This is a genomic window from Ruegeria sp. AI3, from assembly GCF_056541245.1.
On record NZ_JBQFYA010000017.1, the window covers coordinates 1 to 23,962 of the forward strand.

Sequence of the window (23,962 nt, forward strand, 5' to 3'; positions counted from 1 at the left end):
AGCGTGACAAACACGCCGAGGCACCACAGGCCGCAGAATAAACCAATCAAAACACAAACAATCCAAGCGCCGCCCAAAAGGGCGGCGCTTTCGCGTGTCGCATCCTGCAAGCACATATCGCTATCAGAGAGGTCAGCGCGCCGCGAATCCGTCATTTTGGTTCCAAGATGGAGGATTGCCCTTTGAATATTCGAACCCAATCACGTTCCGGAGGCCGCGCGGCGCGGCGTGCACAACGCACAGCCCCGAACTTTGAGATGCTGCCCGGCCTGACCCGCGCCATCCCCGAATGCGAGGTGATGGACGGCAGCCAGGTCGAGATGATCGACAATGCCGCCATGGACATTCTGGAAAATGTCGGCGTTCAGTTTCGCGACCCGATCGCGCTGGAAGACTGGAAGAAAGCTGGCGCCAAAGTTGACGGCGAATTGGTCTATCTGGACCGCAACATGGTGCGCGAGCTGATCTCGACCATTCCGGCACAGTTCACCTATCACGCGCGCAACCCGGCCAATAACGTCAAACTAGGTGGCAAGCATTCAGTCTTTGTGCCGATGACAGGCGCACCTTTCCTGCGCGATCTGGACGATGTGCGCCGCAACCCGCTGCTGGAAGATCTGGCGATGTTCCACAAGCTCAGCCATATGATGCCCGCGCTGCACAGTTCGGCCCACCATATCGTCGAGCCTTATGATCACCCGATCAGCCAGCGCCACCTGCGCATTACCTACTCGTCGATGAAATACTCGGACAAGATGTTCATGGGTATGACCACCTCGCCCAAGAATGCCGAGGACGTGATGGATATGTGCGCGATTCTGTTCGGGGATGAGTTCATCGACACTCACCCCGTGACCACCGGCAACTGCAACGGCAACAGCCCTCTGGTCTGGGATGAGACGATGCTGGGCGCGATGCGTGCTTTCTGCCGCCGCAATCAGCCGGTCCTCTGCTCGCCCTTCGTTCTGGGCGGTGCAAACACGCCTGCCTCTGTGCCTGCCACCGTGGCGCAATTGACGGCCGAGGCACTTTCTGCGCTGGCCTATACCCAGGTGGTCCGCAAAGGGGCGCCCGCGATCTGGGGTCACTATCTGTCGACCGTGTCGATGAAATCCGGCGCGCCGATGGCGGGTACGCCCGAGATCAGCCTGATGAATTTCATGATCGGTCAGATGGCGCGGTTCTATGATGTTCCCTGGCGCACCTCGAACACGTTGGGTGGGGCTAAAACGTTTGATGCACAGGCTGGCTACGAATCTGCCACGACGCTCAGTGCAGTTTTGCATGCCGGGGCGAACTACATCTGGCATTCGGCGGGCTGGAATGAGGCCGGTATGCATTGCTCGGTCGCCAAGTTCATTGTCGACTCGGAGCAATGCGCCATGGCCTATCGAATGGCTGAAGGTCCCAAATGGGGCGACTTCGATCAGGCACTGGCCGCCGTTCCGGATGTCGGACCGGGCGGCCACTATCTGGGCCATCCGCACACGCAGGACAACTTCCAGACGGCGTTCTTTATGCCCGAGTTGTTCGACAACAACTCGATCGAGCAGTGGCAGGCCGAAGGCAGCGTTGAGATCACGGAACGCGCCCTCAAACACGCTAAGAAACTGCTGGCCGAGTATCAGGAACCAAAACTGGACGAGGCCAAGAACGAAGAGCTTCTGGACTATATCGCGCGTCGGGAACGGGAAATTCCGGCAGCGGATGAGTTGAACCAGACCTACTGATACCAACTCCCCTACTGGCCCGCCCACCATTCAGGGCGGGCCTTTTTTTTGCAAAACAGGCGAAAGAATGTGCGTATCTCAGGCCGCTCGGTGTAGGCAGACTCGGTTGAGCCCGCCGTACTCATTCATCCCGCGCACGCCTTTCTTTCCATCGCAACACGGCATTCGCCCCGATTTCCCGGAATGGCTGGGGCGGCAGGCGTTTGGGGGCCTCTTCGGCCTCGAAAAAGCCCGTGATGTCAGAAGTGTGGCCGCAGGCCCTCTCGGCTGCGACGATCCCGGTCAGGGTCCCGCGCGCAGTGCCCAGCCCGTTCTGAACGCAACCGGAATAAACGCCCGGCTCGATCTCTCGGGCGACCGAGACGCTATTGAGGCTGAGGCACAGGTGACCGGCCCATTGATGCTCCATCCTCAGCCCGGCCAGTTGCGGGAATCGCTGATCGAACTTGCGCTGCATCACTTTGGCGGCACGCGCCAGATCGCGGGAGGTTGCACTCATGCCCGGACGCAACGCCGCACAGGTCCGGGTGACAATGCGATTGCCGCCCTGGCCGGTGTCGATCCTACGCATGGTCGTTCCCATCGGGTCCGAGGGTGTCACGCCCCAGCGCGGCTGCCCGCCCAGACGCGCCAGCGCATCGGCGTCCAACTCGGGCGTCATGGAGGCAAAGAGAAACAGCTGCATCAACCGGTCACGCTCGATCCCGAAGCTTTCCAGATGGCCGTTAACCGTCAGGATGATCTTGCCGGTGCTTACGGTGCCTTTCGCAGTCCGCACCATCCAATCGCTGCCGCGTTTTTCAAACCCAAGAACGGGCGAGTTTTCGAAAATGGCGACCCCGTCCCCGGCCAGCCCTGCTGCCAACCCCCGAACATAGCCCGCCGGTTGCAGCATGACGGTTCCAGGCGTGAACAGGCCCGATTGATAGTGCCGTGATCCGGTGAGCTCGTGCATCTGCGCGGGGTCCAGCATCTCGCTGGTCTCGCCCAGAGTTTCCAAATGCCGCGCATAGCTGACATTGTGCGCATGGCCCGTGTCGCCAAACGCTCCGTTGACCTTGCCCACTTCGTCGAAAAAATTGCGGTTGATCTGGTATTGCTCAACTGCGGACCGAGCGAATGCGATGGCCTGCCGATTGAGCGCGATCATGATCTTGTCATCCCCCGCACCGGCATAGTCGTCCGATGCCAGGTCGTGCGGCAGATCGATCATGAAGCCCGAGTTTCGCCCTGCGGCCCCTTCGGCCACGCGACCTGCTTCAAGCACGATCACACGAGCCTTGGGGTCCAATTGCGTCAGACGCCGCGCCGCCGACAAACCGGCAAAGCCGGCGCCGACGACCACGACATCAGCCGTCAGGTCCTTGTACAAATCCACCGCGAGCGGCTGGGCGCCGAGGATGGCGCTCCAGGCCGCAGGGCCGCGATGGGTTGGCAGTTTGCGTGCTGAGTATGCGCTCAATCGACAGCCTCATCCGCATCATCGGCCAGATCAATCCAGATGGTCTTCAACTGGGTGTACTGATCATGCGCATGGACGGAGTTGTCGCGCCCGCCGAAGCCGGACTGCTTGTAGCCGCCAAAGGGCGTGGTGATATCCCCTTCGCCAAAGCTGTTCACCGTGACAGTGCCAGCCCGGATCGCCCGCGCGCCCCGGATCGCGCGTTTCGCGTTGGCCGTGAAGATCGAGGCGCAGAGGCCATACTCCGTATCATTGGCGATTTTGATGGCCTCATCGAAGCCTGAGACCTCAATCACCGACAGGACGGGGCCAAAGATCTCCTCGCGCGCCAAAGTGGCGTCATTGCCCGAGACTTCGACGACGGTAGCTTCGACAAACCCTTTTTCGGCCTTGCCTCCGATCACCACGTTCTCGGCCTGATCCAGATAGCCACACACTTTGTTAAAGTGCCCTTCGCTGACCAGCGCGCCCATGCGGGTTTCCGGGTCCAGCGGGTCGCCAATGTTCCACTGTTTGGTGTGATGGGCGATGCGCTCCAGCAACTCGGCCTTTACATCCTTGTGCACGATCAGCCGCGACGAGGCCGAGCAGTTTTCGCCCATGTTCCAGAACGCACCATTCACGATATGCGCGGCCACGCGATCCAGGTTTTCGGCATCATCCATAACGATGGCAGGGTTTTTGCCGCCCATCTCAAGCACGACCTCTTTGGCGTTGCTTTCAGCCGAGTAGGTCAGGAACCGCTTGCCGGTCACGGTCGAACCGGTGAACGAGACCATGTCGACATCCATATGCCGTCCGATCGGCTCACCCACAGCGGCACCGCCGCCGGGCACGATGTTGAGAACGCCACGCGGCAGACCCGCCTCCATTGCGAGTTCGGCCAGACGCAGCGCAGTCAGCGTGGTCTCGGCTGCGGGCTTCACAACGACCGAGCAACCCGCCGCCAGAGCCGGTCCGATTTTCCAGGCCAGCATGAGCAGCGGGAAGTTCCACGGCAGTACCAGACCCACAACGCCAATCGGCTCACGTACGACCATGGCGATGTGGTCGTCACTGGCAGGTGAGACCTGATCGTAGATCTTGTCGATCGCTTCCGCGTGCCATTTCAGACAGTGGATCGTTTCAGGCACGTCTACGGTTTCACAGTCATAGATGGTCTTGCCGCTGTCGATGCTCTCCATCACCGCCAGTTCGCGGGCGTTGCGGGTCATCAGCTTGCAGAGCCGGATCAACACGTCCTTGCGGTCCGATGGGTGCAGTTTAGACCACCGCCCATCGTCAAAGGCTTCGCGCGCTTTCTCGACCGCGAAATCAACGTCCGCAGCACCACAAGAGGCAATATCGGCCAGCTTCTCACCGGTGGCGGGGTTCACCGTCTCGAACGTCTCGCCCGAGATCGCCGGGCGGTACGCGCCATCAATGAATGCTCCGGTCGGCAGAGTCAGGTCTGCGGCGATGGATTTGTATTCGTCCTGTGTCAGCAATTCCATGCCTTAGCCCCCAATCTTCTTTTCAGCTACGATATCAGCGATTGTTTTCTTCAACACGCGCGTCACCTGTTCCAGCGCCCGCTTGTCATCCTTGTTCAGCCCCTTCAGCGGAGCCCGCATTGCCCCCGCCTCAATGCCGTTCATTGTGACGCCATGTTTAATGGTCTGAATGAACTTGCCGCCCTGCTCCAGCACCCGCATCAAAGGCATCATCGCGCTCATGATCCGGCGGCCTTTGGCGAAGTCTCCTTCGATCACACAGGCGTTGTAGAGCGCCACATGCTCTTCCGGCAGGAAGTTCGACCCGCCGCACACCCAGAACGGCGCGCCCCAGGCAAAGAACTCCAGCGCCTGATCGTCCATGCCGCATCCCAGCTGGATATGCGGGTAGTCGCGCGCCAGCAGATGGACCCGGTTGATATCGCCCGAGCTTTCCTTAATGCCGCAGAAATTATGGCTGCGGCCCACACGGTCGAGGAACTCTTCTCCCATCATCGTCCCGGTCCGGTGTGGGTAGTTGTACAGCATCACCGGCAGGTCAGCGGCCTTGTCGATGGCCAGCGCGTTCAGCGCATTCTCACGATCGGTGGGCACCGAATAAGGCGGGCTTGCTAGCAGGATCGAATCTGCTCCGATCTCACGCGCGCCAGCGGCCAGCGTAATCGAATCCGGCGTCAGCATCGCACCGGTACCGACGACTAGAGGCAGGCGGCCTTTCAACTGCGCATGTGTGAACTTTGCCAGCTCCAGCCGCTCTTCCACGGTCTGGGCATAGTTTTCGCCGGTCGAGCCGCCCGAGATCAGCCCGTGAACGCCGCTGGCGATCAGGTATTCGATCACGTCGGACAAAGCGTCCCAATTCACGCTGCCATCCTCGTGATAGGGCGTGACCACAGGGGTATAAATCCCCTCAAACTTGAAAATCGGGTTCATTCCGTCCTCATGCAGGTTTCGAAAGAGGCGGGATGCCCATCGGGACATCCAGCGCATCAGGCATCACGAACAGCTCAATCTGATCGCGAGACAGGTTCCAGTGGTCCTCGGCCAGCTGCGCAGCAGCCGCCTCATCGCCCGCCTCGATGGCGGCGATGATGGCGTCGTGCTGACGGCTGGCTTCAGTCAGATTTTCGGTCAGACCCGCGTTGCGTGGTCTGTAAAAGGTCATGCCGATCCGCGCATGGTCGATCAAAAGGCGATTGAACGACGGCAACAGATATACATTGCCGGACATCTGCCCCGTGACATCGTGAAACCGGTTATTGGCCAGCGCGCGATCCTCGGCCGAGCCTGACTGCAAAGCTGAACAAAAGGACCGCTGGGCATCCTTCAAGTCCTCAATCTGATCTGGCAGAGCGTTGCGCGCGGCCAGCCTAAGGATGGCGCCATACACCATCGGAGCCGCCAGAAAGAAATCCCGCAGCGTGGTATGCGACATCTCAGATACGCGCGTGCTGCGATTGGCGCGTTGATCCAGATACCCCTCACCGGCCAGTTGCCGGAACACTTCGCGCAGCGGGGTTCGCGACAGGCCGAAAGCTTCGGACAGATGCGCCTCATCCAGATCCGCACCGGGTTGTAGCCGCAAGGTCAGAATCGAGACCTTGAGGTGTTCTGCAAGATCAGATTTGCGCGAACGCGCTTCGTCCTTCATCCGCCTATCCCTTTGTCGCAGCCGCTTGGCGAATCTAGATCGCCCAGCCAAGGGTGTTGTATGCGATTAAAATACAACTTGTATACAATTAATTTTCGTGCAGCATAGGCAACCTGCGAATAATGTCGAAACCACCCAGCAGCCCGGAAGCGCAAAGACCGCCATGCCCGATCCCAGCCACATCACCTTCATTCTGATCGAGGAGTTCTCGCACCTCGCGTTTTCCTGCGCGGTCGAGCCTTTACGGATTGCCAACCTCGTCAGCGGGCAGGATCTCTACAGCTGGTCTTTTGTGTCTGAGCATGGCGAACACGCTGTCTGCTCCAACGGCTCGGTGACTCTGGTCCATGGGGGATTCGATTGCCTGCCCAAATCTGATCAGATTTTCGTGCTGTCTGGTATCCACATGCGGAACCACGCCTCCAAACCTCTGCTAGCTTTGCTGCGCCGTGAACGGGCACGAGGGACAGCGATCGGCGCACTATGTTCGGGCGCTTGGCTTTTGGCAGAGGCCGGTTTTCTGAACGAAATGCAGGCCGCCATTCACTGGGAATACCATGACGCCTTCACCGAGGCATTTCCCGATGTGAACCTGGTGCGCAGCGTGTTTGTGGTCGACGAGAAGCACATCACCGCCTCGGGCGGCACGGCGACAGCCGACCTTATGTTGCACTTGATCGAACGAGACCACGGGGTCGAGCTGGCCATGGATGTGGCCGATCAGATGGTTTACAACGCCGTGCGCAACGCAACGGCCAAACAGCGCGTTTCCCTGCAATCGCGCAACGGCATGCGCAACATCCATCTGGCCAAAGCGATTGAGGTCATGCGAAACAACATCGAAACGCCAGTCTCGCCCTCTGCGATTGCAGATGAGCTCGGTATTTCGACACGGCAGCTCGAACGGCTTTTCGGCAAATACCTGAATACCTCGCCCAAAAAGTACTTTATGGAGATGCGTCTGGAACGCGCGCAAAAGCTACTGTTGCAAACCGAGGCCTCTGTGACCGAGGTCGCCATGGCATGCGGATTTGAGAACCCCGGCCATTTCTCACGCGTGTTTCGTCTGAGTTTTGGCGTCACGCCTCACGCACAGCGCAACAAGATTGACTGAAATCAAGCAAACCCACTACTGGGGGAGAGCGTCCTGATCTGCCCGAAACTGGGCACATCCACGCTCATCCCCCGATCCCTTCGAGAACCCCCTCATTAAAATCGGACTAGTCAACACCTCGGTAGGATAGTGTGGTGGTACCGACGAATATTGGCACAACTATTGCCAATTCGTGTCAGATCTTGGTTTCTTTCCGACACAAACATTAATTTTGCGGAATTTGATCAGAATTCAGGTCAGAGCTGAGTGTTTTGTGCACGCATAAGCACCCACGCACCCGCTCAGACCCCAGGTGATTCCGGTCCGACTTTCGAGCTTGTCTACTTTGCTCGTCGATCCACCCTGCCGAAACCCTTTTCACTAAGCATGGAGGCAGTATTAGTCCGAGCCTTGCAAAGCCGAGACATCAAGGACCGGAGACTGCGAGGTAACATGGACGCGCCGCGTAACACCCTGCGACGATGCGGTGATATCGAGCATCGAAACTTGATCAAAACGCTCAAAATACGCGAATTCGATCATATCCAGAGCGGCCATGTCCGAACACTGAATAACATACTCGGCCAGAAACTCGGGCGCGCCCACCGCGTCTGCATCCGACCCCAGCCCTTCGCCCGTCAAAGACACATTGGCCGATGCCGTGGCGCACCCAGCCTGTTCAGGGACAAGAAAAAGGGTTAACGGCTTTGACAAGGACGAAATGGCATCCGCGATCGCGGACCGATCCGCGTCATCTGCTGCGCGATGGTCGAACCCCAAAATATCCTCGCTCGGAACCGCTAACGACACGCTGAACTGAGTTTCCTCAAAGGAAATATCCAATGACCCCGCAACAGCACTCTGCGCGGGAACCTGATCCCCTGCCCATGCCTGGACGGTTACTGCACACAAACCGATCGAAGCACTCAACCACTTCATGAACTCACACCACTCGCAATAGAATCACATGGATTAGTTTAACTTTATACGAACATGGCGCAATCGCGACGGCGTGTATCAGACCCACCAGATATGGGGATGTAGCGCCCCTGCAGTAAATCCGACAATAAAACTCAGGTTGACATTGTCGACTATTTCACTCAGCTATGTGCGTGCAAGTGCAGCCCCTTTTGGACGCACCTGTACGAGATTTCTGACATGAAAGACCTGAACCCAATGACGAAATTCTTTGCTGCCGCCAGCCCTCTGACCCTATGCGTGGCCACCGCCGCATCGGCCGGTGACGCCCCTGCAAAAGCGGACGTGCTGGACACTTACGCCGATATTGCAGAAGCCAAATATGATGACAGTCTGATCGCCGCCAAAGCGCTGCAAAACGCCGTCAACGCGCTGATCGCCGACCCGTCGGACGCTACGTTGAACGCCGCGCGTGCGGCCTGGATTGCCGCCCGCGTCCCTTATCAGCAGACCGAGGTCTACCGCTTTGGCAACGCCATCGTCGATGATTGGGAAGGCAAAGTGAACGCGTGGCCGCTGGACGAAGGCCTGATCGACTATGTCGACGCCTCCTACGGCGGCGCCACGGATGAGAACGAATTCGCCGTTCTCAACGTCATCGCAAACCCGAGTTTCGAGCTTTCGGGAACCGCGATTGACGCGACCGAGATCACCCCCGAACTGCTGGCAGACACCCTGCACGAAGCCGACGGGATCGAGGCCAACGTCGCCACCGGCTACCACGCCATTGAATTCCTGCTGTGGGGTCAGGACCTGAACGGCCACGGCGCAGGCGCGGGCAACCGCCCGGCAACCGACTATGCCAAAGGCGACGACTGCACCAACGGCAACTGCGACCGCCGCGCGCAATACCTAAGCGCCGCAACCGACCTGCTGGTCAGCGATCTGGAATGGATGACCGCACAATGGGCCGAAGGTGGTGATGCACGCGCCGCCCTGACTGAGAATGAATCCGCGGGCATCAGCGCCATTCTGACTGGCATGGGTTCGCTGTCTTACGGCGAACAGGCTGGTGAGCGTATGCGCCTGGGCCTGATGCTGAACGACCCGGAAGAAGAGCATGATTGCTTTGCCGACAACACGCACAACAGCCACTACTATGATGGCCTTGGCATCCAGAACGTCTATCTGGGCAGCTATACCCGCATCGACGGCACCCCGATCTCGGGCGCGTCTCTTTCGGATCTGGTTATCGCTGTTGACCCGACGCTGGACACCGAGATGAAGGCAAAACTGTCGACCACCATGCAAGCTCTGGGCCGTATCAAATCGACCGCTGAGGCCGGTTTCGCCTATGACCAGATGCTGGAACGCGGCAATGCCGGTGGCGAGGCCTTGATCATGGGCGGCGTCAACGGTCTGGTCGATCAGACCAAGACCATCGAGCGTATCGTATCGACCCTCGACCTCGACGGCATCGCGTTCGAAGGATCGGACAGCTTGGACAACCCTGACGCGGTTTTCCACTAAACTCCTTAAAGGGCCGGGGGCGTCGGTAAGACGACGCCTCCGGCAACCCGGCCACCACAAGGTGACTAGACTTGAAGGCATTACCTTACTAAATAAGTAAGAAAATCAACGAGCCTCGATTCGCCATGATCGTCTGCCACTGCACAAACATCTCCGACCACGACATCCGGGCCGCTATCGACTGGATGCGAACCGCTGACGCGCAAGCGATCATTACCCCTGGAAAAATCTACCACGCCCTTGGAAAATCTGCCGACTGTGGCGGGTGCATGCCGCTTTTCCTAGACACGATGCGAACCGACGATAATCTGGAAGTCCCCATGCAGCTGCGTGCGTTACGCAGCGGCCTATCACAGGAGAAGGCAGATGAAGGGCGATCCCAAGGTCATAGAGTATCTCAACAAATCCCTGCGGCATGAGCTGACGGCCGTCAGCCAGTATTGGCTGCACTACCGGCTTCAGGAAGACTGGGGCCTGGCCCATATGGCCAAGAAAAGCCGCGAAGAAAGCATCGAAGAGATGGGCCATGCGGACAAGCTGATCGAACGGATCATCTTTCTGGAAGGCCACCCGAACCTGCAAAAGCTCGACCCTCTGCGGATCGGGCAGAACCCCAAGGAAACGCTGGAATGCGATCTGGCCGCCGAACACGATGCCCGCACATTGTATGTCGAAGCGCGGGAATATTGCCGCGAGGCGGGCGACTATGTCTCTATGTCGCTCTTCGAGGAATTGATCAGCGATGAAGAAGGTCATATCGACTTCCTCGAGACGCAGCTCGATCTTTACGAAAGGATTGGCGACGCCAATTATGCGCAACTCAACGCCGCGAAAATGGACGCCGAAGAATAGTATTCTCGCCCTCTTGGTGGTCGCAACTGCGGCCACCCCTTCCCTGTCAGCCGAGCTGCAGGACCTTCACCTCAACTTCACCCCACGCACCGAAGACGAACGCGCCCGTATTGCCGGTGTCACCGCACTGCCGCAGGATTTCAGCGCGCCGCAAAGGTTCGAAGAGTTGCCTGCCGGGGCCGCAACCGTGCGTGTGCGCAACAACGCTAACGCGTTCTCGCAACCGTCCAAGAACCTGAGCTTTGAACAAGAGCTGGACTTCAAGGTCGGCAACGGGTTGTTCAAGAAAATCTGGGTCTCTGCGCCGTCTTCGACCCTCGCATCGGATGGCCTTGGACCGCTGTACAACGCGCGGTCGTGCCAGCGCTGTCATATCAAGGATGGGCGTGGGCATACACCGAACGGGCCGGATGACAACGCCGTCTCGATGTTCTTGCGCGCGTCCATTCCCGGAGGCCCTCAGGACGCGCCGGAAGGGATCGAAGACTATCTCGCCACCCTGCCCGAGCCGAACTACGGCGGCCAGATGCAAGATTTCGCTCTGGCCGGGCACCCTGCAGAATACCGGTTGGAGATCACTTACGAAGAGATCCCAGTTGCGCTGTCAGATGGCGAAACCGCCTCGCTCCGCCGTCCCACCTACACGGCTACCGATCTGGGATATGGCCCATTGCACCCCGACGCCATGCTCAGCCCGCGCGTTGCCCCTCAGATGATCGGCCTTGGCTTGCTTGAGGCGATCCCGGTCGAGGACCTGCTGGCCAAAGCCGACCCGGACGATATGGATGGCGATGGCATCTCGGGCCGGGCGAACATTGTCTGGTCGACCGAGTTTGACGCCCCGATGATGGGCCGCTTTGGCCACAAAGCCGGTATGCCCACGGTCATGGAGCAATCGGCGGCGGCTTTTGCAGGTGATATCGGCATCTCGACCCCGCTGTTTCCGGCCCCGTACGGAGATTGCACCGATGCGCAGGACAATTGCGTAAAAGCCCCGCATGGCGACGGTGATGTGCGCGTCTTCGAGGTTGATCAGGTCGGTATGGACCTTGTGGTCTTTTACAGCCGCAATCTGGGCGTCCCCGGCCGCCGGGATGCGGATGACCCGCAAGTGCTGCGCGGGAAAGAGGTGTTCCACACCGCAGGTTGCGGTGCCTGTCACACTCCGGCCCATGTCACCCATCGCATGAAAGACCGGCTCGAGCATAGTTTTCAGCTGATCTGGCCCTATACCGACCTGCTGCTGCATGACATGGGCGACGGCCTGGCCGACAATCGCCCCGAAGCCCGTGCCACAGGCCGCGAATGGCGCACGCCGCCCCTTTGGGGGATCGGTCTGACCCAGCGCGTGTCCGGCCATACCGAGTTCCTGCATGACGGGCGTGCCCGCAACCTGCTGGAGGCCGTGCTTTGGCACGGGGGCGAGGCGCAATCCGCCCGTGACACTGTCGTGACCATGCCCAAAGTCGACCGCGACGCCCTTATCCGTTTTCTCGAAAGTCTTTGACCCATGCGCCTATTTGCTTTTGCCATTGCCCTAGTCGTCCCTCTGGCGGCGTCAGCCCAAGACCGTAAAGCGATCCTGACGGATGTGCCTGCCGCCCATATTCTGCCGCGCCTTGCTGAATTGGCCGATTCGACCGAGGCTCTGTCCGACGCGTCCCAATCCGATTGCGCGCCGCAGTCTGAGGCTCTGCGCGCGGCCTATGGCACCGCATTTGACGCGTGGATATCGGCTAGCCATTTGCGCTTTGGCCCTACTGAGGCCGACGACCGCGCCTTTGCCATGGCCTTTTGGCCAGACACCAAAGGTTTCACGCCCAAGGCCCTTTCGCAGCATATCGCAGCCGAAGACCCCGCGGTGAACGACACGGCCGCCTATGCCGAAACCTCGGTCGCGGGGCGTGGGTTCTTCGCGCTTGAGCAAATGCTGTACGACCCCAAATTCGCTGATCAGGGCAGTGCCGCCTACCGATGCGCTCTGATCCGGGCCATCACGTCCGATATCGACGCAAATGCCGATGCGATGACTGAAGAGTGGCAAGAATATGCGAAAACCCTCGAACAGCCGGGGGGCGACAGCCCGTACCGCACGCAGGATGAGGCGATGCAGGAGCTGTTCAAAGCGCTCTCAACCGGGCTGCAATTCACCGCCGAGACCCGATTGGGCCGCCCCCTTGGAACTTTCGACCGTCCCCGCCCCAACAGGGCCGAAGCCCACCGCTCGGAACGCGCCTTGCGCCATGTCGAGCTGTCCTTGATTGCGCTGCAGGACCTTGCAGCGCGGCTGTCCGCCGACCATCCCGAGATTGCGCAGGATCTGGATATAGCGTTCAACCGCGCGATCAAAAACGCCCGCTCCATCGACGACCCCGCCTTCGCTGGCGTGGCCGATCCCGCAGGCCGGTTCCGCATCGAAGCGCTGCAACAGGCGGTGAATGACATCCGCACCATTGCCACGACCGAGCTTGGCCCAACCCTCGGCATCAGCGCCGGATTCAACTCTCTCGACGGGGATTGAACCATGACCAACCGCCGCCATTTCCTGGCCGGTCTCGCGGCTGCAAGCCTTGCGCCCGCAACGGGGTGGACCTCGGTTGGGGCGCCCGCTTTTCTGGCCGCCGGGCTGTTTCCGGATGGCGCGTTCCGTCTGGCCGGTCTGGATGAAGGCGGAGACATCCTGTTCTCGCTGCCCCTGCCCGCAAGGGGCCACGCTGCCGCCGCGCACCCCCGCAAGGCGCAGGCCGTGGCCTTTGCCCGCCGCCCCGGCACGTTTGCGCTGGTCATAGACTGCGCAACCGGGCAAGAGCTTACTCGGCTACAGGCCCCCGAGGGGCGGCATTTCTATGGTCACGGCACGTTCACAACAGACGGCACCCGGTTCTTTGCCACCGAAAACGACTATGAGGCTGGCGAAGGCCGTATCAGCCTATGGGATGCCAACAGCTTTGAACGTCTGGGAGAGTTTCCGTCAGGCGGTGTTGGCCCGCATGACATGCGCCTGATGCCGGACGGCAAGAGCCTTGTGATCGCCAACGGGGGCATTGAGACCCACCCCGAGACCGGGCGGACCAAGCTGAACCTACCCGTCATGCAGCCGAACCTGACCTATCTGGACCTGTCCGGGAACCTGCTTGAAAGGGTCGAGTTGCCGGGCGACTTGCACAAGAACTCCATCCGCCATCTCAGCGTGCGCAACGACGGGCTGGTCGGGTTCGCGATGCAGTGGCAGGGCAGCCAGACCAAGCACCCGCCATTGTTGGGCCTGCACCGTCGGGGCGCGGCTCCGCAGCTTCTGTCCGCACCGGAAGACCTGCAAAACACCTTGCAAGGCTATGCTGGCAGCATCGCCTTCTCGGCCAGCGGAACCGAGGTCGCCATAACCTGCCCACGCGGAAATGCGCTGCATCTGTTCGATGTAGCAGGTGGCAGCTTCACAAGAGCTTTCGAACTGGAGGATGTCTGCGGTCTGGGCGCAGGTCCGGACGGGCTGGTCTTCACCACCGGCACGGGCACGTTTGGCGCTGTAGACGGGCAGCGCGCGCGGGTTCTGGCCCGCCCCGATTGTCAATGGGACAACCACCTGATCCCGATCCGCGCAAACGTGTAACATTCGGCAATCCCTGTCACATAGTTTACACTTGGACGAATCAAGATGCTGCCGTATTGGCGGGCGCGAAACCGGCACCTCTGAGTTAAGGACTGACTTGATTGAAACACACGCCCGACGCACCGCATACCATCTACGGGGTTGAGAAATGGGGCAAAGGCCTCATCGAGGTGACGGAGCAGGGCGAGATCGGTCTGCGCAACCCGATGTCTCCGGACACAGCGGCGATCAGCCTGCCCGGTATCCTCAGCGATCTGGACGACCGGGGGATCAAGGCACCGATGTTGCTGCGCGTCAGTTCGTATCTGGAACATGAGATCGAGCATCTGAATGAAAGCTTCGCCGACGCCATCGCGCGGGTGGGCTACAAAGGCCCCTATCGCGGCGTGTTTCCGATCAAGGTGAACCAGCAGGCGCAGGTGGTGGACCGCATCGTCGAGTTCGGTAAGAAATACAACTATGGCCTCGAGGCCGGATCAAAGCCCGAACTGGTCGTGGCTCTTGCCCACCGGCTAGCCCCTGAGGCGCTGATCGTCTGCAACGGCGTCAAGGATGCCGAGTTCATCCAGCTGGCGATCCTGTCCCGCAAGATCGGGTTCAACACCGTCATCGTGCTGGAAAGCCCGAAAGAGGCGGACACGGTGATCGAGGTCTATAAGGAGCTCGGTATCGAACCTCTGATCGGCGTGCGGGTGAAGCTGACCAACCAGATCAGCGGCAAATGGGAAGAAAGCTCGGGCGATCGCTCGGCCTTCGGGATGAACACCGACCAGTTGGTAGCCACGGTCGACAAGCTGAAAGCAGCTGGTCTGCTGCATTGCCTGAAACTGCAGCACTCGCATCTGGGGTCTCAGGTACAGGACGTCAACGACGTGCGCCGCGCCGTAGGTGAGGCATGTCGCTACTACACCGAACTGACCCGCGAAGGCGTGCCGTTGACCCATCTGGACCTCGGCGGCGGCATGGGTGTAGACTATACTGGCGAGAAGAAGGCCGCGGAAAACTCGATCAACTACACGGTCGAGGAATATTGCAGCAACGTGGTCGAAACCGTCGCCTACGCGATGGACGAGGCCGAGATTGCGCACCCGACATTGGTCACCGAAAGCGGCCGCGCCGTGGTGGCGACCTCATCCATGCTGGTGTTCAACGTTCTGGAAACCACGCTCTATGACGCGCCCACGGCACCGGATGTGGAACCTGATGACCACCATCTGGTCTCGGACCTTGCGGCCGTACACGGATACCTCAGCAGCGACCGCCTGCAGGAATGCTGGAACGACGCTACTTTTTATCGCAATGAGTTGCGGGCCCTGTTCCGCCGTGGCTATGTCGACTTGCGCCAGATGGCCCGGGCTGAACGTATCTACCTGTCGCTAGTGGCCCGCCTCAAGGCACTGGCCGCCAGTGATGATCTGGAAACGGATGTGGACGACCAGCTTGAGAAAGTGGCCGATATCTATCACTGCAACTTCTCGCTGTTCCAATCCCTGCCCGATGTCTGGGCCATCGACCAGCTGCACCCGATCGTGCCGCTGCAAGGTTTGAACACAACGCCCGACCGGCGCGCAGTGCTGTCTGACATCACCTGCGACAGCGACGGCAAGATCGACCAGTTCATTCTGGCCGACGGTGTCTCACCCAGCCTGCCGGCGCATTCGCTGCCGGATGAGGGCGAGTACTTCATGGGCGTCTTCTTTGTCGGTGCCTACCAGGAAACACTGGGCGACCTGCACAACCTGTTCGGAGACACCAACGTCGTCACCATCGACCTGCGGGCAGATGGCGGGTTCGACCTGCTCCATGAACAAGAGGGCGACACGATCAGCCAGGTCCTATCTTACGTTGAATTCGACCCGCAAGACTGCGTCGCAGCCTTCCGCAAAATGGTGGACGAGGCGATCTCGACCGGTACTCTGCAAGCCAAGGACCGCAAAACCCTGATGAGCGCCTATCGCGACTCGATCAACGGCTACACCTATTACGAATAAAAAGGAGACAGACCATGGGCAAAACACTGGTTGTCGGCGCGGGCGGCGTATCCCACGCAGCCGTGCACAAGATGGCGATGAACTCGGATATCTTCACCGAGATCACTCTGGCCAGCCGCACGAAATCGAAATGCGATGCCATCGCCAAGGCTGTGAAGGAGCGTGTCGGCGTTGATATCAAGACAGCCGAACTGGACGCCTACAAGGTCGAAGACACGGTCAAGCTGATCAAAGAAACCGGTGCCGAGATTTTGGTAAACCTTGCCCTACCCTATCAGGATCTTGTGTTGATGGATGCGTGCCTTGACGCTGGTATCCACTACCTCGACACCGCGAATTACGAACCCGAAGATGAGGCTAAATTCGAATACCACTGGCAATGGGCCTATCAGGAACGGTTCAAAGAGGCCGGCCTGACCGCCATCCTCGGCTCGGGCTTTGATCCGGGCGTGACATCCGTCTTCGCGAAATGGCTGAAGAAGCACAAGCTGGACACGATCCGCCAGATCGACGTGCTGGACGCCAATGGCGGCAGCAACGACCAGGAGTTCGCCACCAACTTCAACCCGGAAATCAACCTGCGCGAAGTGTTGGCCGAAGTGCGCCACTGGGAAGGTGGCGCGTGGCAACACTCCCCCGCCATGACCCACAAGGTCGAGTTCGACTTCCCAGCCATCGGCCCCAAAAACATGTACCTGATGTATCACGAGGAACTGGAGTCACTCAGCACCCACTTCCCCGAGATCGAGCGCGCCCGCTTCTGGATGACCTTCGGCGATGCCTACATCACCCATGCCAAAGTGCTGGAAAACGTCGGCATGACCCGCATCGACCCGGTGATGCATGACGGCAATGAGATCATCCCGATCCAGTTCCTGAAAACCCTGCTGCCCGATCCCGGCGATCTGGGCGCGGAAACCAAGGGCAAAGCCTGCATCGGCGACATCGCCACAGGTCAGGCCAAGGACGGCTCGGGTGAGAAGACCTTCTACATCTACAACATCTGCGACCACGAAGAATGCTACGCCGAGGTCGGCTCCCAGGCCGTCAGCTATACCACCGGCGTCCCCGCCATGATCGGCGCGGCACAGGTGCTGAAAGGCAACTGGACCGAGCCGGGCGTCTGGAACATGGAACAACTCGACCCAGATGACTTCATGGACATGCTGAACAATCACGGCCTGCCCTGGCAAGTCCACGAACTCGACGGCCCAGTCGAGTTTTAGTTTTCGAACTTCATCTGGCCAAAAATATCCCGGGGGGTCCGGGGGGCTGGCCCCCGGCCTCTCCACAATCGGAGACGCCTGACATGTCCGACATGATGACAACCCAAGCCGGTGACGCCGGTGCCTTCCGCAACTTCGACCTCAGCCGCGTCCCAACACCCTGCTTCGTGGTTGACGAAAAAGCTGTCGAACGCAACCTGAACCTCCTCTCCGATATCGGCACCCGCTCCGGCGCGCATATCCTCAGCGCGCTCAAGGCGTTTTCCATGTTCTCACTCGCCCCGCTGGTACGCCAACACCTTGGCGGCACCTGCGCCTCTGGCATTTATGAGGCACGTCTGGGCCGCGAGGAATATGGCGGCGAGGTCGCAACCTTCTGCGCCGGGTACAAGGATGCGGATATCGATGAGATCCTGTCGCTGTCCGACCACATCATCTTTAACTCGCCCGCTCAAAAAGACCGTTTCCTCGCCAAAGCCCAAGCGGCCAATGTGCAGATCGGCCTGCGCATCAATCCGGAACATTCCGAAGGAGAGATTCCCAAATACGATCCCTGCGCCCCCTGTTCACGCCTCGGGACACCCGTAAGCCAACTGTCCGAAGACACTCTGATCGGAGTAGACGGCCTGCACATGCACACGCTCTGCGAACAGGGATTCGAACCCCTGCAACGCACATGGGCTGCCGTCGAGCCGAAACTCAAACCTTTCCTCGGCCAACTCAAATGGCTGAACTTCGGCGGCGGTCACCATATCACCCGCGACGATTACGACCGCGACGGGCTGGTCGAATTCATCAAATCCATCCGCGCGAAATACGATGTCGACGTCTACCTCGAACCCGGCGAGGCCGTCGCGTTGGACGCGGGCATTCTGGTCGGAGAAATCCTCGACCTGCCCACCAATGGCATGACCCTTGCGATCACCGATATCTCGGCCACCTGCCACATGCCCGACGTCATCGAGGCCCCCTATCGCCCCGCCCTGTTGGACGAGGCCGAAGCGGGCCATACCTACCGTCTGGGCGGGCCGTCATGCCTGGCAGGCGATGTGATCGGCGATTACACGTGGGACAAGCCGCTGGAGATCGGGCAACGCTTTGCCTTCCTCGATCAGGCGCATTACTCAATGGTCAAGACAAATACCTTCAACGGTGTTCCCCTGCCGACGATCGCCTTATGGAACAGCGAAACGGACGAGCTGAAGATCATCAAACAATTCGGCTATGACGACTTTAAGGACCGCCTCTCATGAGCATTTTCCTCGACAGTGAACTGACCGCCGCTGAGCGTTCGGAAGAAGCGCGCTTTCGCGTGATCCCGGTGCCGCTGGAACGCACGGTTTCGTATGGGTCCGGCACCGCCAAAGGTCCCGAGGCCATCATCGAGGCCAGCAACGAACTCGAACGCATCACCGGCCACACCGAGCCTTGCGTCGAAGGTATCTTCACCGAAGCACCGCTGGATTGCGGCGGTCCCTTGCCCGAGGTGATGGAGCGCCTCGCCCAACGCACCGAGGCCGCCATTCGCGCGGGCAAAGTACCGGTGACACTGGGCGGAGAACATTCCCTCAGCTACGGCGCGGTGATGGGTGTGGCGCGGACGCTGAACCAACCCATCGGCATCGTTCAGATCGACGCTCATGCCGACCTGCGCAACGCGTATCAGGGCGAGAAACACTCCCACGCCTCGGTCATGCATCTACTGGCCGAAGAAGGCGTGCGACTGACCCAGTTCGGTGTGCGCGCGTTTTCAACCGAAGAGGCCAAAAGCCGTCTGAAAAACCAAGTCTTCCACGTCGACGCCGAGGAACTGGTCACCGGCAATATCCACGCCGTCGACCTACCCGAGGACTTCCCTGAGTTGGTTTATGTCAGCTTTGACGTGGACGGTCTGGACCCGTCCCAAATGCCCGCCACAGGAACACCCGTACCGGGCGGTTTGGGATACTATCAGGCGCTGCGGCTGGTCGAGCACGCCCTCAAAGGCCGCAAATGCGTGGGCTTCGACGTTGTCGAACTGGCCCCCGACGGCAATGCCGCCTGGGATTTCACTGCAGCTCAGATCGTCTATCGCCTGATGGCGGCCTGTTAACTCTCTGAGGTTTCGTTCAGCTCCATGTGCCCTTCGCCCTTGTTCAGCACGCGGCGTAGCATGGGCTCGAAAAACTCCAGCGGTTTGGTCGGATAGTCCGGGTCAAACGCCTTCTGATCGTATTCATGGCAGAAATAGCGGCAGTCCTCCCAATAGGGGCTGTCGCGATACTTGTCGCGCGCGTTGCGGTCTCCGCCAAGATGATGGTTGTAGTAATAGCCCTGAAACACACAGTGATGCTTGAGAATCCAATGGGTTTTCTCACTGACATAGGGCTTCATCATCGCCGCTGACAGCTCACCATGGTTGTAGGGGGACAGGATATCGCCCGTATCGTGGATCAGCGCGGCGACCACAAGTTCCTCATCCGCGCCATCCTCATAGGCCCGCGTCGCAGCCTGCAGAGAGTGTTGATAGCGGTTCACCGGATACGGCGTCCATTCCTCATCCAACGAACGAATCGCGTCCAGAATTCGGTCTGGCAGGGCGGCATTATAGGCCTCTTCATAGTCCATAACGGCGTCCCAGTCGGCTTTTGTGGCTTCTTCAAAACTGGTCCAGGTCGGCTTGTGGCTTTTGTCCAGCATGGCATGTCCTCTGTCCTGATCGGGAACAGGATATCTCAACTTGCGTGCTGAAAAAAATGAATTGATTTTATCAAAACGATCAAAAAATACTGCCGCTATGCAGATCAAAGCTTTTGAAACGTTTCTATGCGTGGCCGAGACCGGAGGGTTTCACGCAGCAGCGCGCAAGCTGAATGTGACCCAAACGGCTGTCAGCGCGCGCATACGGCAGATCGAGGACGCCACCGGAAAGCCCCTTTTCACCCGCGGGGCCGGAGGCACGTCACTAACGGACTTCGGCCGCCAATTTCGCCCTTACGCCGAGCAAATGCTCTCACTCTGGTCCTATGCTTCGACTGATTTGCCCACGCAAAACCAGAATCGCCCGGCACTCAGGCTGGGGGCGCAGCTCAGCGTTTGGGATCCCTTGCTGGTCGATCTAGCCATACGTTTCGAACAGCATCTCGGCCAATTACTGCTGACGCTGAACTACGATCATGATCTGGATATGGTGGACGCAGTCGCAACACATGTGTTGGACGCCGCGCTGACCCACGAAAAACCCTCAGACCGGAGGGTGATGTTTGAAACCCTTTCACCAGAGCGATTGGTCCTGGTCGAAACCGCTGAGGCATTGGTCGACAACCCGGTCTTCGTCAATCTCGAACTTGGAACCGCCTACCAGGACCATGTACGGACCACGGCCCGCCAGGCAGAGGGGCAGACGGTCTTTCTGGGCAATTGTATGATGGCCCTGCGCTATGTCCTCAAACGAGGGGGGCGTGGTTTTTTTCCAGCCTATTTGACTGCCGAGCATCTTCGCTCTGGCGCGCTTGTGCGGGTTGACCAAAGCCCGGACCTGATGTTGCCGCTCTATCTCGTAACCCGCCCAGACAGCGCTGCGTTCGAGGATATTCTAGACTGCCTGCAGGTTCTGCGAGACCCTGCCTAGACAGCGACCTCGGCCCTGGAACGGCGCCAAATTGGGCGTCCGGCAACCGCCAAGAACAGGCACGAGATCAGGATACCAATGACCGCCGGTGCATAGAGAACGATCCAAAGACCCGGCTCATCTATCACGATCGGAGAAACAAACCCCCGAACTCCTTCCAGCAGAACCAGAATGGTAAACGCCCCCAGAATCTGCGGCCACAACCCGAACCTCGAGAAACTGCCCAGCATCAGGGTGGCATATCCGACCAGCCCGACGGCGACGCAAATCGCGATCCACGAAAATCGCTGGTGCAACTCATCCGTCAGTTCGCCCGGGCTGAACCCTTCGGCGTTGGCGATAGCCTCGCGGTCCCGGATCAATTCCATCGTGGGGATCGCTTCAAGGCTGCGGGTATTCACGCCGCCGGTACTGGTCAGCGCCGAGATATCGTAAGAGGCGTCCTGAAACAGGGTCGATGACAGGGTGCGCCCGTCCTTGTCCAGACGCAGCGCCACCCCATCCAGCATGACAAGGTTGATGCCGGCCGCATTGTTCACCAGATACGCCGTTGAACTTGAATAGCTGACAGAATTCGCTGGGTCTCGCCGGTCTGAGACAAAGACCTCGTGCAAAGTCCCGTCCAGATCAATCCGACCGATATAGACCGTGACACCGTCGGCGGGATGCAGAAACTCACCTTCGTTCAGCAATTGGGCGGTGACATCACCCGCAACCTCGGCCTGCCGGATCTCGAGCTGTTCGACCGAGGCGGGGCGCAGGAAAACGCTGATCGCCGCCATCATCATCCCTGTGACAAGACCGAACAGCACCACAGCCCGCGCGAGGCGCCAAGGGCTAGAGCCGGTCGCCAGCATGACCGTCATCTCACTTTCCCGGCTGAGGCGGTTCGTGGCGTAAACGGCCGCAGCGAACACAGCCATCGGCATTACTGTCCGGATCAGGGTCGGAAGCGTCAGAGCGGTGAATTCGAGGAAAACAACCGCCGACTGGCCGCCACTGATAACACGGTCAAACAGGCTGACGGACCGCGTGATCCAGAAAACACCGACCAGAACCAGAGTGAAAAAGCCAAACAGCACCAGCAACTGCCGCAGGAAGTAACCATCGAAACGCGACATGTACCCTCATTCCCGGTGTCTGCGATTTGCAGGGACTTTAGGCCATCCCGCAGGCAGAGGAAAGACGGTCGCCGCCCTGCTTTGAGATCGGGTGGGGTTTCAGATGGCCAGAAGATCGACCTGATGTTTGATCTGCGCGAACGCTTCACGTGACACGGGATGAAAGCCCCCAGCATGACGATAAACGCTCTGGTAGTTGTCAAATAGCAGGTCACACGGCTCTTGCTGGGCGCTGTGCTGTCCGTCCGGGGTGAATTCCAAAAATATCGGTGGCCTGTAGTCTGCGATGAGTTGCTTCATCCCCTTCAGGGCGGATAGCTCATGGCCCTCAACATCCATCCAAACCAGCCCAATTTGATCAGCCTGAAGGGTGTCCGACTGCACCAGATCGTCAATCCGAACAATCTCGACTGAAAAACTCTCTCGGGTTTTGCCGCTTGTGCGTTTGGCCCCCAGACGTGAGCCGCCGCGGTTGAACAGATCTCGGGTAAACTCCGCCGTTCCACTCGTGTCCGAAGCCGCGACACCCAAAGTCTTCACTTTGTCTGTCAGCCCATTCAACGCAAGATTGTGACGCAGCAGGTTCATGTTGTCCGGGTCTGGCTCGATCGCAACGACGGCGTCACACTGGAGATCGAGGAAGAAATAGACGGTTTGGGTGCCGATGTTGGCCCCAATCTCCAGAACGGACATGCCGGGCCTATAGGCATTGTTCTGTTCAAGAAACGTCCGCAGATCCGTGACTGAGCCACGGGCGAATTCACCGTTCTGGAAAAGTGAACGTCCGATTGCATCCGTTGGAAAGAAGGCAAAGGCATGATCGCCCAAGTCCCGAAACAACAAAGTATCCTGATCAAGCAGCTCATTCATGATGGCGCGCCGGGTTTTACCGTTGCCCAGAACACGTGAGGCAATCTTTTCGGCAATCAGGCTTCGCAATCCCATTCAACACCTTTGAATACAAAACAAATATTGTTCACGGTGCATATCGCCGCGTTGGCCGCGCCGCAACACTGGGATCGAATTGATACGAAACATGGTGCATTTGCGCCCTACCGGGGTAGGCATGTTCGCCGCAAGCTTACATTCGGCAAGTGTCAATGCCTTCATCGCATGTTTGCGGCTTATTCATTTCCAGCAACGTCGTTTGAAACAGGCTCCGGAATTCGGCCTCTTTCGCCGTGGGTTCACTTGCTTCTTCATCCACAGCACAAGTCTCTTCTGGCCGAGGCCGCGTCAGTCGTGCCGCCTGCGCGCGAGGGTCGCGAAAGATCGACCAAAAACTCTGTATCAAATTCCTTCCCTCCCAATGAGCTGTGCAAACCTTGTCACTGCGGGGCCGATCCGAACCTCAGTGGTTGGCCGAGGCTCAAGGATCACAGTCCGTGAGTGGCACCCCGCAGCGACGAGGTGCATTTAGGGATTTCATTTTGAGACGTAAGGGGGAAGAAAACGCCGGTTTTCGTCACTTTTGTGCATGCAAAACAAAAAAGCGAGCCGAAGCTTACGTTTACGTCAACTACGACGAGGCAGAAGAAATTTCGGGACGCTACGTCAAATCCTGACCCACTGCACAATATGGCCGTCGCTTTAAAGGCCCCAGAGGAACATCGAATGGAATTTCGTTCGGCAAGTCTGGGGTTCGACACCGCCGCGAAAGCGAATATTCAAGTTT

At 59.1% G+C, this 23,962-nt stretch carries 22 protein-coding genes; 13 read left to right on the forward strand and 9 right to left on the reverse strand.

Annotated features, from left to right (window positions below):
- On the reverse strand, window positions 1-200 hold a 200-nt coding region (locus tag ACRZ95_RS20440), incomplete at its 3' end, for a hypothetical protein (RefSeq protein WP_480555503.1).
- Between ACRZ95_RS20440 and ACRZ95_RS20445 the strand changes: the two genes are divergently transcribed.
- A complete protein-coding gene (locus ACRZ95_RS20445; RefSeq protein ID WP_425085706.1) occupies window positions 183-1,730 on the forward strand; it encodes a trimethylamine methyltransferase family protein in 1,548 nt (515 codons plus the stop codon). The genes ACRZ95_RS20440 and ACRZ95_RS20445 overlap by 18 nt on opposite strands.
- Before the next feature lie 121 nt (window positions 1,731-1,851).
- Here ACRZ95_RS20445 and ACRZ95_RS20450 read toward each other — a convergent pair whose 3' ends face one another.
- From ACRZ95_RS20450 to ACRZ95_RS20465, 4 genes are read right to left on the reverse strand one after another with little or no spacing between them, the layout of a single operon-like run.
- The gene (locus ACRZ95_RS20450; RefSeq protein ID WP_170681470.1) at window positions 1,852-3,192 is read right to left on the reverse strand and encodes an NAD(P)/FAD-dependent oxidoreductase; all 1,341 of its coding nucleotides are present in this window, start codon (window positions 3,190-3,192) and stop codon (window positions 1,852-1,854) included.
- Window positions 3,189-4,685 (reverse strand): aldehyde dehydrogenase, encoded by a 1,497-nt coding sequence (locus ACRZ95_RS20455; RefSeq protein ID WP_170681467.1) that lies wholly within the window; start codon window positions 4,683-4,685, stop codon window positions 3,189-3,191. The genes ACRZ95_RS20450 and ACRZ95_RS20455 overlap by 4 nt, the downstream gene beginning before the upstream one ends.
- 3 nt (window positions 4,686-4,688) lie before the next feature.
- Window positions 4,689-5,618, reverse strand: a complete 930-nt coding sequence (locus ACRZ95_RS20460) for a dihydrodipicolinate synthase family protein (protein ID WP_170681465.1) — start codon at window positions 5,616-5,618, stop codon at window positions 4,689-4,691.
- A gap of 7 nt (window positions 5,619-5,625) precedes the next feature.
- Window positions 5,626-6,336: a GntR family transcriptional regulator gene (locus ACRZ95_RS20465; RefSeq protein ID WP_170681463.1), complete on the reverse strand. Its 711-nt coding sequence runs from the start codon at window positions 6,334-6,336 to the stop codon at window positions 5,626-5,628.
- Between the two features lie 163 nt (window positions 6,337-6,499).
- Here ACRZ95_RS20465 and ACRZ95_RS20470 point away from each other — a divergent pair, with 163 nt between their 5' ends.
- Window positions 6,500-7,450: a GlxA family transcriptional regulator gene (locus tag ACRZ95_RS20470; RefSeq protein ID WP_170681461.1), complete on the forward strand. Its 951-nt coding sequence runs from the start codon at window positions 6,500-6,502 to the stop codon at window positions 7,448-7,450.
- A gap of 378 nt (window positions 7,451-7,828) precedes the next feature.
- Here ACRZ95_RS20470 and ACRZ95_RS20475 read toward each other — a convergent pair whose 3' ends face one another.
- A complete protein-coding gene (locus tag ACRZ95_RS20475) occupies window positions 7,829-8,368 on the reverse strand; it encodes a ZrgA family zinc uptake protein (protein ID WP_170681459.1) in 540 nt (179 codons plus the stop codon).
- A gap of 237 nt (window positions 8,369-8,605) precedes the next feature.
- On the opposite strand from ACRZ95_RS20475, the gene ACRZ95_RS20480 reads away from it, so the two are divergent.
- The 10 genes from ACRZ95_RS20480 (at window position 8,606) to speB (ending at window position 19,648) form a co-directional block, all read left to right on the forward strand.
- A complete protein-coding gene (locus ACRZ95_RS20480) occupies window positions 8,606-9,877 on the forward strand; it encodes an imelysin family protein (RefSeq protein ID WP_170681472.1) in 1,272 nt (423 codons plus the stop codon).
- A gap of 125 nt (window positions 9,878-10,002) precedes the next feature.
- Entirely contained in the window at window positions 10,003-10,296 is a 294-nt protein-coding gene (locus ACRZ95_RS20485) for a (2Fe-2S)-binding protein (RefSeq protein WP_170681458.1), read from the forward strand.
- The gene (gene bfr / locus ACRZ95_RS20490) at window positions 10,244-10,729 is read left to right on the forward strand and encodes a bacterioferritin (RefSeq protein WP_170556457.1); all 486 of its coding nucleotides are present in this window, start codon (window positions 10,244-10,246) and stop codon (window positions 10,727-10,729) included. The genes ACRZ95_RS20485 and bfr overlap by 53 nt, the downstream gene beginning before the upstream one ends.
- Complete coding sequence (locus ACRZ95_RS20495; RefSeq protein WP_170681456.1) at window positions 10,689-12,236, forward strand: di-heme oxidoredictase family protein; 1,548 nt, start codon at window positions 10,689-10,691, stop codon at window positions 12,234-12,236. The genes bfr and ACRZ95_RS20495 overlap by 41 nt, the downstream gene beginning before the upstream one ends.
- A gap of 3 nt (window positions 12,237-12,239) precedes the next feature.
- Window positions 12,240-13,250, forward strand: coding sequence for an imelysin family protein (locus ACRZ95_RS20500; protein WP_170681454.1), 1,011 nt, complete (start codon window positions 12,240-12,242; stop codon window positions 13,248-13,250).
- Window positions 13,251-13,253: 3 nt separating this feature from the next.
- Window positions 13,254-14,339, forward strand: coding sequence for a DUF1513 domain-containing protein (locus tag ACRZ95_RS20505; protein WP_480555506.1), 1,086 nt, complete (start codon window positions 13,254-13,256; stop codon window positions 14,337-14,339).
- Window positions 14,340-14,440: 101 nt separating this feature from the next.
- Window positions 14,441-16,330, forward strand: a complete 1,890-nt coding sequence (gene speA / locus ACRZ95_RS20510) for a biosynthetic arginine decarboxylase (protein WP_170681450.1) — start codon at window positions 14,441-14,443, stop codon at window positions 16,328-16,330.
- Window positions 16,331-16,344: 14 nt separating this feature from the next.
- On the forward strand, window positions 16,345-17,556 hold the full coding sequence (locus ACRZ95_RS20515; RefSeq protein WP_170681448.1) for a saccharopine dehydrogenase family protein: 1,212 nt from the start codon (window positions 16,345-16,347) through the stop codon (window positions 17,554-17,556).
- An 83-nt stretch (window positions 17,557-17,639) separates the two neighbouring features.
- Window positions 17,640-18,809 (forward strand): carboxynorspermidine decarboxylase, encoded by a 1,170-nt coding sequence (nspC, locus tag ACRZ95_RS20520; protein ID WP_170681446.1) that lies wholly within the window; start codon window positions 17,640-17,642, stop codon window positions 18,807-18,809.
- A complete protein-coding gene (speB, locus tag ACRZ95_RS20525) occupies window positions 18,806-19,648 on the forward strand; it encodes an agmatinase (RefSeq protein ID WP_170681444.1) in 843 nt (280 codons plus the stop codon). Before nspC ends, speB begins: the two co-directional genes overlap by 4 nt.
- Here the strand turns inward: speB and ACRZ95_RS20530 are convergent.
- Entirely contained in the window at window positions 19,645-20,235 is a 591-nt protein-coding gene (locus ACRZ95_RS20530) for an HD domain-containing protein (RefSeq protein WP_170668102.1), read from the reverse strand. The genes speB and ACRZ95_RS20530 overlap by 4 nt on opposite strands.
- 97 nt (window positions 20,236-20,332) lie before the next feature.
- Between ACRZ95_RS20530 and ACRZ95_RS20535 the strand changes: the two genes are divergently transcribed.
- Window positions 20,333-21,166 carry a LysR family transcriptional regulator gene (locus tag ACRZ95_RS20535; RefSeq protein ID WP_170681442.1) on the forward strand — a complete coding sequence of 278 codons (834 nt, stop codon included), beginning with the start codon at window positions 20,333-20,335 and terminating at the stop codon, window positions 21,164-21,166.
- Here ACRZ95_RS20535 and lptF read toward each other — a convergent pair.
- A complete protein-coding gene (lptF, locus tag ACRZ95_RS20540; protein WP_480555508.1) occupies window positions 21,163-22,287 on the reverse strand; it encodes an LPS export ABC transporter permease LptF in 1,125 nt (374 codons plus the stop codon). The two genes, ACRZ95_RS20535 and lptF, sit on opposite strands and share 4 nt — an antisense overlap.
- A 99-nt stretch (window positions 22,288-22,386) precedes the next feature.
- Window positions 22,387-23,232, reverse strand: a complete 846-nt coding sequence (locus ACRZ95_RS20545) for an FkbM family methyltransferase (RefSeq protein WP_170681438.1) — start codon at window positions 23,230-23,232, stop codon at window positions 22,387-22,389.
- Between the last annotated feature and the right edge of the window lie 730 nt (window positions 23,233-23,962).

Bases quoted from the DNA above. Each gene is read 5' to 3' on its own strand.
- ACRZ95_RS20455 (WP_170681467.1), bottom strand. From the start codon at position 4,685: ATGGAATTGCTGACACAGGACGAATACAAATCCATCGCCGCAGACCTG.
- ACRZ95_RS20460 (WP_170681465.1), bottom strand. From the start codon at position 5,618: ATGAACCCGATTTTCAAGTTTGAGGGGATTTATACCCCTGTGGTCACG.
- ACRZ95_RS20465 (WP_170681463.1), bottom strand. From the start codon at position 6,336: ATGAAGGACGAAGCGCGTTCGCGCAAATCTGATCTTGCAGAACACCTC.
- ACRZ95_RS20470 (WP_170681461.1), top strand. From the start codon at position 6,500: ATGCCCGATCCCAGCCACATCACCTTCATTCTGATCGAGGAGTTCTCG.
- ACRZ95_RS20475 (WP_170681459.1), bottom strand. From the start codon at position 8,368: ATGAAGTGGTTGAGTGCTTCGATCGGTTTGTGTGCAGTAACCGTCCAG.
- ACRZ95_RS20480 (WP_170681472.1), top strand. From the start codon at position 8,606: ATGACGAAATTCTTTGCTGCCGCCAGCCCTCTGACCCTATGCGTGGCC.
- ACRZ95_RS20485 (WP_170681458.1), top strand. From the start codon at position 10,003: ATGATCGTCTGCCACTGCACAAACATCTCCGACCACGACATCCGGGCC.
- bfr (WP_170556457.1), top strand. From the start codon at position 10,244: ATGAAGGGCGATCCCAAGGTCATAGAGTATCTCAACAAATCCCTGCGG.
- ACRZ95_RS20495 (WP_170681456.1), top strand. From the start codon at position 10,689: ATGCGCAACTCAACGCCGCGAAAATGGACGCCGAAGAATAGTATTCTC.
- ACRZ95_RS20500 (WP_170681454.1), top strand. From the start codon at position 12,240: ATGCGCCTATTTGCTTTTGCCATTGCCCTAGTCGTCCCTCTGGCGGCG.
- ACRZ95_RS20505 (WP_480555506.1), top strand. From the start codon at position 13,254: ATGACCAACCGCCGCCATTTCCTGGCCGGTCTCGCGGCTGCAAGCCTT.
- ACRZ95_RS20515 (WP_170681448.1), top strand. From the start codon at position 16,345: ATGGGCAAAACACTGGTTGTCGGCGCGGGCGGCGTATCCCACGCAGCC.
- nspC (WP_170681446.1), top strand. From the start codon at position 17,640: ATGTCCGACATGATGACAACCCAAGCCGGTGACGCCGGTGCCTTCCGC.
- speB (WP_170681444.1), top strand. From the start codon at position 18,806: ATGAGCATTTTCCTCGACAGTGAACTGACCGCCGCTGAGCGTTCGGAA.
- ACRZ95_RS20530 (WP_170668102.1), bottom strand. From the start codon at position 20,235: ATGCTGGACAAAAGCCACAAGCCGACCTGGACCAGTTTTGAAGAAGCC.
- ACRZ95_RS20535 (WP_170681442.1), top strand. From the start codon at position 20,333: ATGCAGATCAAAGCTTTTGAAACGTTTCTATGCGTGGCCGAGACCGGA.
- lptF (WP_480555508.1), bottom strand. From the start codon at position 22,287: ATGTCGCGTTTCGATGGTTACTTCCTGCGGCAGTTGCTGGTGCTGTTT.
- ACRZ95_RS20545 (WP_170681438.1), bottom strand. From the start codon at position 23,232: ATGGGATTGCGAAGCCTGATTGCCGAAAAGATTGCCTCACGTGTTCTG.